Source organism: Microbacterium sp. Bi128 (genome assembly GCF_918698205.1).
Genome location: NZ_CAKKMM010000185.1, coordinates 1 through 7,753, shown reverse-complemented (window position 1 = coordinate 7,753; position 7,753 = coordinate 1). Strand labels below are relative to the sequence as shown.

The 7,753-nt window shown below is 70.2% G+C and carries 7 protein-coding genes; 6 read left to right on the top strand and 1 reads right to left on the bottom strand.

Features of this window, described 5'->3' with window-relative positions; genetic code table 11:
* Nucleotides 1–68: 68 nt before the first annotated feature.
* Both LQV45_RS13845 and LQV45_RS13840 read left to right on the top strand, forming a co-directional pair.
* Nucleotides 69–983 carry a sulfurtransferase gene (locus tag LQV45_RS13845; protein WP_230007530.1) on the top strand — a complete coding sequence of 305 codons (915 nt, stop codon included), beginning with the start codon at nucleotides 69–71 and terminating at the stop codon, nucleotides 981–983.
* A gap of 34 nt (nucleotides 984–1,017) precedes the next feature.
* Complete coding sequence (locus tag LQV45_RS13840; RefSeq protein ID WP_138172569.1) at nucleotides 1,018–1,458, top strand: SufE family protein; 441 nt, start codon at nucleotides 1,018–1,020, stop codon at nucleotides 1,456–1,458.
* Between the two features lie 15 nt (nucleotides 1,459–1,473).
* Here the strand turns inward: LQV45_RS13840 and LQV45_RS13835 are convergent, their stop codons facing one another.
* Nucleotides 1,474–2,682, bottom strand: a complete 1,209-nt coding sequence (locus LQV45_RS13835) for a S9 family peptidase (RefSeq protein ID WP_230007529.1) — start codon at nucleotides 2,680–2,682, stop codon at nucleotides 1,474–1,476.
* A gap of 25 nt (nucleotides 2,683–2,707) precedes the next feature.
* Here LQV45_RS13835 and LQV45_RS13830 point away from each other — a divergent pair, with 25 nt between their 5' ends.
* From LQV45_RS13830 to LQV45_RS13815, 4 genes are all read left to right on the top strand, one after another.
* Entirely contained in the window at nucleotides 2,708–3,298 is a 591-nt protein-coding gene (locus LQV45_RS13830; protein WP_374208215.1) for a DUF3000 domain-containing protein, read from the top strand.
* Nucleotides 3,291–4,487: an HRDC domain-containing protein gene (locus tag LQV45_RS13825; protein ID WP_230007527.1), complete on the top strand. Its 1,197-nt coding sequence runs from the start codon at nucleotides 3,291–3,293 to the stop codon at nucleotides 4,485–4,487. The genes LQV45_RS13830 and LQV45_RS13825 overlap by 8 nt, the downstream gene beginning before the upstream one ends.
* A 71-nt stretch (nucleotides 4,488–4,558) precedes the next feature.
* Complete coding sequence (locus tag LQV45_RS13820) at nucleotides 4,559–5,767, top strand: thiolase family protein (RefSeq protein WP_230007526.1); 1,209 nt, start codon at nucleotides 4,559–4,561, stop codon at nucleotides 5,765–5,767.
* Nucleotides 5,764–7,753 (top strand): 3-hydroxyacyl-CoA dehydrogenase NAD-binding domain-containing protein (locus LQV45_RS13815; RefSeq protein ID WP_230007525.1); only part of this gene is annotated, 1,990 nt, incomplete at its 3' end. The genes LQV45_RS13820 and LQV45_RS13815, both read left to right, overlap by 4 nt.

Below are 7,753 nucleotides of genomic sequence, written 5' to 3'. Positions count from 1 at the left end.
AACAGGCCCGGCGCGGCGCACGCTTTCGGCGCCCGGCCTCCTGACCGTTCAAGTGAAAGGCCATCGCAATGACCTACCCCGTTGAGCAGAACGAGAAATTCGCCGCTTACGCCCACCCTGACCGCCTGGTGTCCACGGAATGGCTGGCCACGGCGATCGAGGACGGCGTCCTCGACGGCGGCAATCTCGTGGTCGTGGAATCCGACGAGGACGTCCTGCTGTACGAGACCGGGCACATCCCCGGCGCCGTCAAGGTCGACTGGCACACCGAGCTGAACGACCCCGTCGTGCGCGACTACGTCGACGGCGAGGGATTTGCGGCGCTGCTCAGCCGCAAGGGCATCTCCCGCGACGACACGGTCGTCATCTACGGCGACAAGAACAACTGGTGGGCCGCCTACGCGCTGTGGGTCTTCTCCCTGTTCGGCCACGAAGACGTGCGTCTGCTCGACGGCGGGCGCGTCAAGTGGATCGCGGAGGGGCGGCCGGTGACCACCGACAAGACGGTCGTCGAGCCCACCGACTACCCCGTCGTGGAGCGCGACGATTCGCTCATCCGCGCGTACAAGGACGACGTCCTCGCACACCTCGGCAACCCGCTGATCGACGTCCGATCCCCCGAGGAGTACTCGGGCGAACGGACGACGGCCCCGGCCTACCCCGACGAGGGGGCGCTGCGCGCCGGTCACATCCCGAGCGCGCAGAGCGTCCCGTGGGCCAAGGCCGTGGCCGAGGACGGCGGTTTCAAGTCGCGCGAAGAACTGGATGCCGTGTACCGCGACGGCGCGGGACTGCAGGACGGCGACAAGATCGTGGCGTACTGCCGTATCGGGGAGCGCTCCAGCCACACGTGGTTCGTGTTGAAGCACCTGCTCGGCTTCGAGGACGTCCGCAACTACGACGGGTCGTGGACCGAGTGGGGCAGCGCCGTGCGCGTGCCGATCGTCTCGGGTGCGGAACCCGGCGAGGTCCCCGGACGCTGAGCCCGGACCCGGTGGGCGTGGGAGGATGACGGTGATGTCCGAGACCACTCTCCCCGCCCGCCTCGCCGAGATCCGCGACGAGTTCCTCGAGCTCGACGAGCCCGACCGTCTGCAGTTGCTGCTGGAGTTTTCGCAGGAGCTGCCCGCTGTGCCGGCGCAGTACGCCGATCACCCCGAGATGTGCGAGCGTGTCGCGGAGTGCCAGTCGCCGGTCTACATCGTGGTCGATGTCGATGAGGCCGGACTCGTGGCGATGCACGCCACCGCGCCCGCGGAGGCTCCCACGACCCGGGGGTTCGCCAGCATCCTGGCCCAGGGCCTCACCGGCCTCTCGGTCGACGAGGTCCTGGCCGTCCCCGACGACTTCCCGCAGAGCATCGGCCTGACCCGCGCGGTGAGCCCTCTGCGCATCGCGGGTATGACGGGCATGCTCATGCGCGCGAAGCGCCAGGTGCGCGCCAAGAGCGGCGCCTGACAGGCGGCATCCGCCTCACTCCCCGGTGGCGAGTCCTCGCGCCCGCACCCACTCCGTGATCGCGCGCGTCCACCGGTCTTGGTCGTAGTTCCACAGCTTCGTGTGCCGGGCGACCGAGAACGTGTCCATCGTGACGAGGTCGGGGCGCGCCTCGGCGAGGGCATGCGAGGCGTCGCTCGGCACGAATCCGTCGTCGTCGCTGTGGAGTATCAGCACCGGATGCCGCAGTTCGTCCGCGCGCGCGACGGCGTCGAGCCGGTCGAGAGGGATGGCGGAGCCGCTCCGGGTGAGGACGGCTCCCCACTCGGAGCCCAGGATCTGCTGCGCGAAGCCGAGCACGGGGGCGGGAAGTCGCAGCTCCCGGCTCTGGTAGCGCAGCACGGTGCGCCAGTCGGCGACCGGCGACTCGAGGACGAGCCCGACCAGGACGTCGCGGTGGGGCGATGAGAACTCGGTCTGGAGGCAGATCGCTCCGCCCATCGACCAGCCCATCAGCAGGATGCGACGCGCACCCTGCCGTCGGGCGTAGCCGATGGCGGCATCGACGTCGCGCCACTCGGTGGCGCCGAGGGCGTACGTGCCCGTGCGACTGCGCGGCGCCTCTCCATCGTTGCGGTACGACACGACGAGGCTCGTGATGCCGAGGTCGTGGAACACCGGCACTGCCCGCAGCGCCTCGGCGCGGGTCGTGCCGCGACCGTGCACCTGGATGACCCACACGTCGGTGTCGGTGGCGGCGGGGAACTCCCACGCCGGGCAGGGCCCGACCGGGGTGCCGATGAGGGCGTTGCGGTACGGGATCTGCAAGTCGTCGGGCTTGTCGTAGTACCAGCCGCTGAAGGCGGCCGCGGGGGCGAGCTGCGCGTCCGCGGGCACGTGGGTGAGGAGCTTGCGGGTGACCGTCGCGGCATCCTCTTTCACGACGGATCCGAGCCGCAGGTAGTCGGCGGTGCCCGTGGTGAACAGGCCGTACCGGCCAGGCAGGACCGTGTCGGGCGTGCGCGAGAGAGTCACCGTCTGAGCGGCGACGTCCAGGCCCACCACCTCGATGTCGGGGATGCGACCCGCGGGAGTCACGACGGTGCGCGCCATCCGCAGCGAGACGGCTCCGAGCGCGGTGGCGCTGAGGCCCAGGGCGGCCGTCAGTGCCGTGAGGGCGATCCGCAGCGGTCCGGCCGCCGGGTGCGGGGCACGGCGCCTCGCGGCGCGCCTGGGAGCGTTCATCGAGGCCTCACTCTAGTCTGTGGCCGTGACAGACCCCCGCTCACCCGAGGCGGCGACCCCCTTCGCCCGGGCGGCCGACGAGTTGCGCGCGACGACGTTCCGCGACGACTTCGTGGTGCGCGAGATCCCCTCCCCGTCGGGTCTGGCGCCGCAGGCGCTCGCTCTCGCCGGCGATGTGCGTCCCGACGCGCACGCGACGGACTCGCCGTTCGGCACCGGGCGTTTCATTCTTCTGCACGACCCCGACGAGCCTGAGGCGTGGGGTGGCGCGTGGCGCGTCGTCTGCTTCGCCCAGGCCCCCCTCGAGCCCGAGATCGGCATCGATCCTCTCTTGGCGGAGGTCGCGTGGTCGTGGCTGATCGATGCCCTCGATTCTCGCGGTGCCGAGCGTCACTCCGAATCCGGGACGGCGACCAAGACGCTGTCGACCGGTTTCGGCGCGCTCGCGGCGCAGGGCGAGGGGTCGCAGATCGAACTTCGCGCGTCATGGTCGCCGCGCGGTCCCTTCCGCCCTCACCTCGAAGCGTGGGCGGAGCTTGTCTGCATGCTCGCCGGTCTCCCACCGGGATCGGAGGGCGTTGCGGTTCTCGGAGCCCGGAGGCCCCCGCGTGAGTGAGTACACCGTCATCGAGGATGCCGCCGGTCTCGGCGCGGCGTCGCAATCCCTGGCATCCGGGGTCGGACCGGTCGCCGTCGACGTCGAGAGAGCGTCGGGATTCCGCTATTCGCAGCGGGCGTACCTGATCCAGGTGTTCCGCCGCGAGGCGGGGGTCTTCCTGTTCGATCCGTCGACGATCGAGGACTTCTCCCCGCTGCAGCGGGCCATCGGCGACGTCGAGTGGGTGTTCCACGCGGCGAGCCAGGACCTTCCGTCGCTGCGCGAACGGGGACTCGAGCCGCGGGAGATCTTCGACACCGAGCTGGGCGCGCGCCTGCTGGGCCACGAGCGGGTCGGCCTCGGCGCGGTCGTCGAGCAGACCCTCGGCATCGTCCTCGCCAAGGCCCACTCCGCGGCGGACTGGTCCACGCGTCCGCTGCCGGCGTCGTGGCTCGAGTACGCGGCGCTCGACGTCGAGCATCTCATCGACGTGCGCGACAAACTCGTCGCCGAGCTCGAGGAGCAGGGCAAGACGGAGTTCGCCCGGCAGGAGTTCGAGGCCGTCCTCTCGCGTCTGCCGAAGCCGCCGCGCGACGACCCGTGGCGCCGACTGAGCGGATTGCACACCGTGCGCGGTCGGCGGTCACTGGCGGTGGCGCGTGCGCTCTGGCAGGCCCGCGAGGACTACGCACGCGAGCAGGACGTCGCCCCCGGGCGGCTCGTGCCCGATCGCGCCCTCGTCGCGGCGGTGCTCGCCGACCCCCAGAGCAAGCAGGCGCTCGCGGGCATCAAGGAGTTCAACGGGCGCGCGAGCCGCACGCAGCTGGACCGCTGGTGGAACGCGATCGTCGCCGGTCGCGAGTCGACCGAGCTGCCGCCCGACCGTGTGCCCAGCGACACGCTCCCGCCGCCGCGCGCGTGGGTCGATCGCAACCCCGACGCCGACCGCCGGCTCAAGGCGGCCCGCCCGGCCGTCGAGGCCCGGGCCGAGGACCTGGGGATGCCGACCGAGAACCTCCTCACTCCCGAGACGCTGCGCCGCGTGGCGTGGACTCCGCCCGCCGAGATCACCGCGGAGTCCGTGTCGACCGTCCTGGCGGAGTTGGGTGCTCGCCCGTGGCAGATTGACCAGACCGCACAGGTGATCGCCGATAGCTTTGTAGCTTCCCTCAACGAGGATCCCGAGGCGGCGGAACCGACTTCGTAGGTTCGGACAACCGATTCTTCGGGCCGCGGGGCGTTTCCTAGGCTGGCTGCATCCCAATGTATGGAGGCAGAGTGGCCGAGATGTCTGACGTCTTCTTCGTCGATGGTGTGCGAACCCCGTTCGGGCGCGCCGGCGAGAAGGGCATGTACTGGAACACCCGCGCGGACGACCTGGTCGTCAAGGCGATCATCGGGTTGATGGAGCGCAACGGCGCGGTGCCGAAGGATCGGATCGACGACGTGGCGATCGCCGCGACGTCGCAGACGGGAGACCAGGGGCTGACCCTCGGTCGCACCGCCGCGATCCTCGCGGGGCTGCCGATGACGGTCCCCGGACTCGCGATCGAGCGCATGTGCGCCGGTGCGATGACGAGCGTCACCACGATGGGCGCGTCGATCGGCGTCGGCATGTACGACCTCGCCCTCGCGGGCGGCGTCGAGCACATGGGGCACCACCCCATCGGCGGGAACGCCGACCCCAATCCCCGGTTCGTCGCCGAGAAGCTCGTCGACCCGGGCGCGCTCAACATGGGGGTGACCGCCGAGCGCATCCACGACCGGTTCCCGCACCTGACCAAGGAGCGCGCCGACCGTTTCGGCATGGCCAGCCAGCACAAGGCGCAGGCCGCGTACGAAGCCGGCCGGTTCCAGCGCGACCTCGTCCCGGTCGCGGTGAAGGATGCCGAGGGCGCCTGGGGCCTGGCCACCGAGGACGAGGGTCGCCGCCCCGAGACGACCCTCGAGGGCCTGGCATCCCTCAAGACCCCGTTCCGCCCGCACGGGCGCGTGACCGCCGGTACCTCGTCGCCCCTGACAGACGGCGCGACGATCAGTCTGCTCGCCGGCTCCGGCGCGGTGAAGGAGCTGGGCCTCACGCCCAAGATGCGGATGGTGTCGTTCGCATTCGCCGGCGTGCAGCCCGAGATCATGGGCATCGGTCCGATCCCGTCGACCGAGAAGGCGCTCAAGAAGGCCGGGCTCACGATCGATGACATCGGTCTGTTCGAGCTCAACGAAGCCTTCGCGATCCAGGTCATCTCGCTGCTCGATCACTTCGGCATCGCCGACGACGACCCGCGCGTGAACCCGTGGGGCGGCGCGATCGCCCTCGGCCACCCGCTGGCGGCATCCGGTGTCCGTCTCATGATCCAGCTCGCGGCGCACTTCGCCGAGCGACCCGACGTCCGCTACGGTCTGACGGCCATGTGCGTGGGTCTCGGGCAGGGCGGCTCCGTGATCTGGGAGAACCCGTTCTTCGACGGAAAGAAGAAGCGCAAGTGACCGACTACGACGCCATCGACTTCTCGCCCCTCGACGCCCTCACCGGCGACGAGGTCGTCACCCACTCCCCCGTGCGCGACGTGCGCCTACCCTCGGGCAACGTGCTCGCGCTCGTGACGCTCGACAACGGCCGCGATCACACGCGTCCGAACACCCTCGGGCCCGCGACTCTCGCCGAGCTCGGCGAGACGCTCGCGACGCTGAAGCAGCGCGCGGCGGCGGGAGAGATCCACGCGGTCGCGATCACCGGCAAGCAGTACATCCTCGCTGCCGGGGCCGACCTCTCCGACGTCGCCAAGCTGCCCTCGAAAGAGGTCGCGCGTCTCATCGCCCAGCGCGGGCACCAGGTGCTCGGCTCGCTCTCCGACCTCGGCGTGCCGTCCTTCGCGTTCGTCAACGGCCTCGCGCTCGGCGGCGGTCTCGAGATCGCGCTGAACTCCACGTACCGGACCGTCGACGCGTCGGCCGCGGCGGTCGCGCTGCCCGAGGTGTTCCTCGGCATCATCCCGGGCTGGGGCGGCGCCTACCTGCTGCCGAACCTCATCGGCATCGAGAACGCCCTCGAGGTCGTGGTGTCCAACCCGCTCAAGCAGAACCGGATGCTCAAGCCCCAGCAGGCCTTCGACCTCGGGATCATGGATGCCATCTTCCCGGCGGCGTCCTACCTCGAGGACTCGCTGCGCTGGGCCGACGGCGTGCTCACCGGGCGCGTGAAGGTCGAGCGCAAGAACGAGCCCGGCAAACTCGAGCGCCTCACCAAGTGGCCCATCGCCACCAAGATGGCGCGGGGGATGCTCGAGAGCAAGATCGGTACGGTCCCCCGCTCCCCCTACGTCGCGCTCGACCTGCTCGACAAAGCAAAGAGCGGCACGAAGGCCGAAGGCTTCGCCCGCGAGGACGAGGCGCTGGCCGATCTCATCACGGGCGACCAGTTCGCGGCATCCATGTACGCGTTCGATCTCGTGCAGAAGCGCGCCAAGCGCCCGGTCGGTGCTCCCGACAAGGCGTTGGCGAAGAAGGTCACGAAGGTCGGCGTCATCGGTGCGGGCCTCATGGCCTCGCAGTTCGCGCTGCTGTTCGTGCGCAAGCTCCGCGTGCCCGTCGTCATCACCGACCTCGACCAGGGCCGCGTCGACAAGGGCGTGGCATCCATCCGCGACGAGATCGGCACGCTCGAGGCCAAGGGCCGCCTCGACGCCGACACTGCGAACCAGCTGCGCGCGCTCGTGCACGGAACGACCGATCGCGGCGAGTTCGCCGACTGCGACTTCGTCATCGAGGCCGTGTTCGAAGAGGTGGGTGTCAAGCAGGAGGTGTTCTCGGCGATCGAGAAGATCGTCTCGGACGACACGATCCTGGCGACCAACACCTCGTCGCTGTCGGTCGCCGAGATCGGCACCGCGCTGGCGCACCCCGAGCGGCTCGTCGGCTTCCACTTCTTCAACCCCGTCGCGGTGATGCCCCTCATCGAGATCGTGAAGACGGATGCCACCGCCGACGCTGCGCTGTCGACGGCGTTCGTCGTGGCCAAGGGACTCGGCAAGAACGCCGTGCTCACCGCCGACGCCCCGGGCTTCGTCGTGAACCGGCTGCTGGCCAAGGTGATGGGCGAGGCCGCGCGCGCGGTGTACGAGGGCACCCCGATCACCGTGGTCGAGAAGGCGTTCGCGCCGCTCGGCCTGCCGATGGGGCCGTTCCAGCTCATCGACCTGGTCGGCTGGAAGGTCGCCGCGCACGTGCAGGACACGATGGCCGGGGCATTCCCCGACCGGTTCTTCGCGTCCGAGAACTTCCACGAGCTCGCGGCGCTTCCCGAGGTCGTCGAGAAGGACAAGGGCGGTCGTGTGACCGGCTGGACCAAGGCCGCGCAGAAGGTGCTCGTGACGGGGAAGACGCCCATCGCGCCCGACACGATCCTCGCCCGCGTGCAGGACGGGCTCGCGCAGGAGATCAAGATCATGCTCGACGAGGGCGTGGTCCCCGAGG

Bases quoted from the DNA above. Each gene is read 5' to 3' on its own strand.
- LQV45_RS13845 (WP_230007530.1), top strand. From the start codon at position 69: ATGACCTACCCCGTTGAGCAGAACGAGAAATTCGCCGCTTACGCCCAC.
- LQV45_RS13840 (WP_138172569.1), top strand. From the start codon at position 1,018: ATGTCCGAGACCACTCTCCCCGCCCGCCTCGCCGAGATCCGCGACGAG.
- LQV45_RS13835 (WP_230007529.1), bottom strand. From the start codon at position 2,682: ATGAACGCTCCCAGGCGCGCCGCGAGGCGCCGTGCCCCGCACCCGGCG.